5 tRNA genes are annotated in these 942 nt (G+C 48.9%); all 5 read left to right on the top strand.

The window, feature by feature from the left end:
- Positions 1–169 precede the first annotated feature (169 nt).
- The 5 genes from BK120_RS34285 (at position 170) to BK120_RS34265 (ending at position 631) form a co-directional block, all read left to right on the top strand.
- Positions 170–245: transfer RNA gene (locus BK120_RS34285), tRNA-Asn, on the top strand.
- Positions 246–249: 4 nt separating this feature from the next.
- Positions 250–325: transfer RNA gene (locus BK120_RS34280), tRNA-Thr, on the top strand.
- Positions 326–365: 40 nt separating this feature from the next.
- Positions 366–440 (top strand) — tRNA-Glu (locus tag BK120_RS34275).
- Between the two features lie 31 nt (positions 441–471).
- Positions 472–547, top strand: a tRNA-Val gene (locus BK120_RS34270).
- 9 nt (positions 548–556) lie between these two features.
- A tRNA-Gln gene (locus BK120_RS34265) sits at positions 557–631 on the top strand.
- Positions 632–942: the final 311 nt, after the last annotated feature.

The raw sequence follows: 942 nt of genomic DNA, 5'->3' as shown, positions 1-942 counted from the left end.
TTATCCTAAACACGTTTACTGTGACCCATACATCCAGTAGACAGCAGCATAAAGGCTTCAGCAAGCCTAATCTTTCGTATCCAGTTTTCAAGGCGCAATACGCCTTGATATTCAACCGTGCCTATTTTGAAGTTGAAGCTTTAATAACATTCAACTCAAAATACAATGTTCCCTGATAGCTCAGTTGGTAGAGCACTCGACTGTTAATCGAGTTGTCACAGGTTCGAGTCCTGTTCGGGGAGCCATTATGCTCTCATAGCTCAGTAGGTAGAGTGCATCCATGGTAAGGATGAGGTCACCGGTTCGAATCCGGTTGAGAGCTCCAGAAAACTTTCAACTGTAAGGACAAGCATCAATTTTAGCATGGCCCGTTGGTCAAGTGGTTAAGACACCTCCCTTTCACGGAGGTAACAGGGGTTCGAGTCCCCTACGGGTCACCAAATTATTTTCACAAATGGCGCCTTTATCCTTGGACGCTTAGCTCAGCTGGGAGAGCATCTGCCTTACAAGCAGAGGGTCGGCGGTTCGATCCCGTCAGCGTCCACCATATCGCTATTGGGGATTAGCCAAGCGGTAAGGCAACGGACTTTGACTCCGTCATTCTCAGGTTCGATCCCTGAATCCCCAGCCACTTATACTATGAGTCATTAGCTCAGTTGGTAGAGCACCTGACTTTTAATCAGGGTCGCGTATGGCGGAATTGGCAGACGCACTAGACTTAGGATCTAGCGGGCGACCGTGGGGGTTCAAGTCCCTCTACGCGCACCATCTTTAACACCCTTCATAGGGAAGCACTCTGTATGTCTACAGAGTAATGTAGGTGGAAGCCCTGCAAAACATGGTTAAGCTTCAAAGAATCACATATGCGCGTATGGCGGAATTGGCAGACGCACTAGACTTAGGATCTAGCGGGCGACCGTGGGGGTTCAAGTCCCTCTACGC

The sequence above is a fragment of the Paenibacillus sp. FSL A5-0031 genome (assembly GCF_001956295.1).
GTDB lineage: Bacteria > Bacillota > Bacilli > Paenibacillales > Paenibacillaceae > Pristimantibacillus.
The sequence above is the reverse complement of the archived record's forward strand: the minus strand, read 5'-3'. Positions and strand labels throughout refer to the sequence as shown.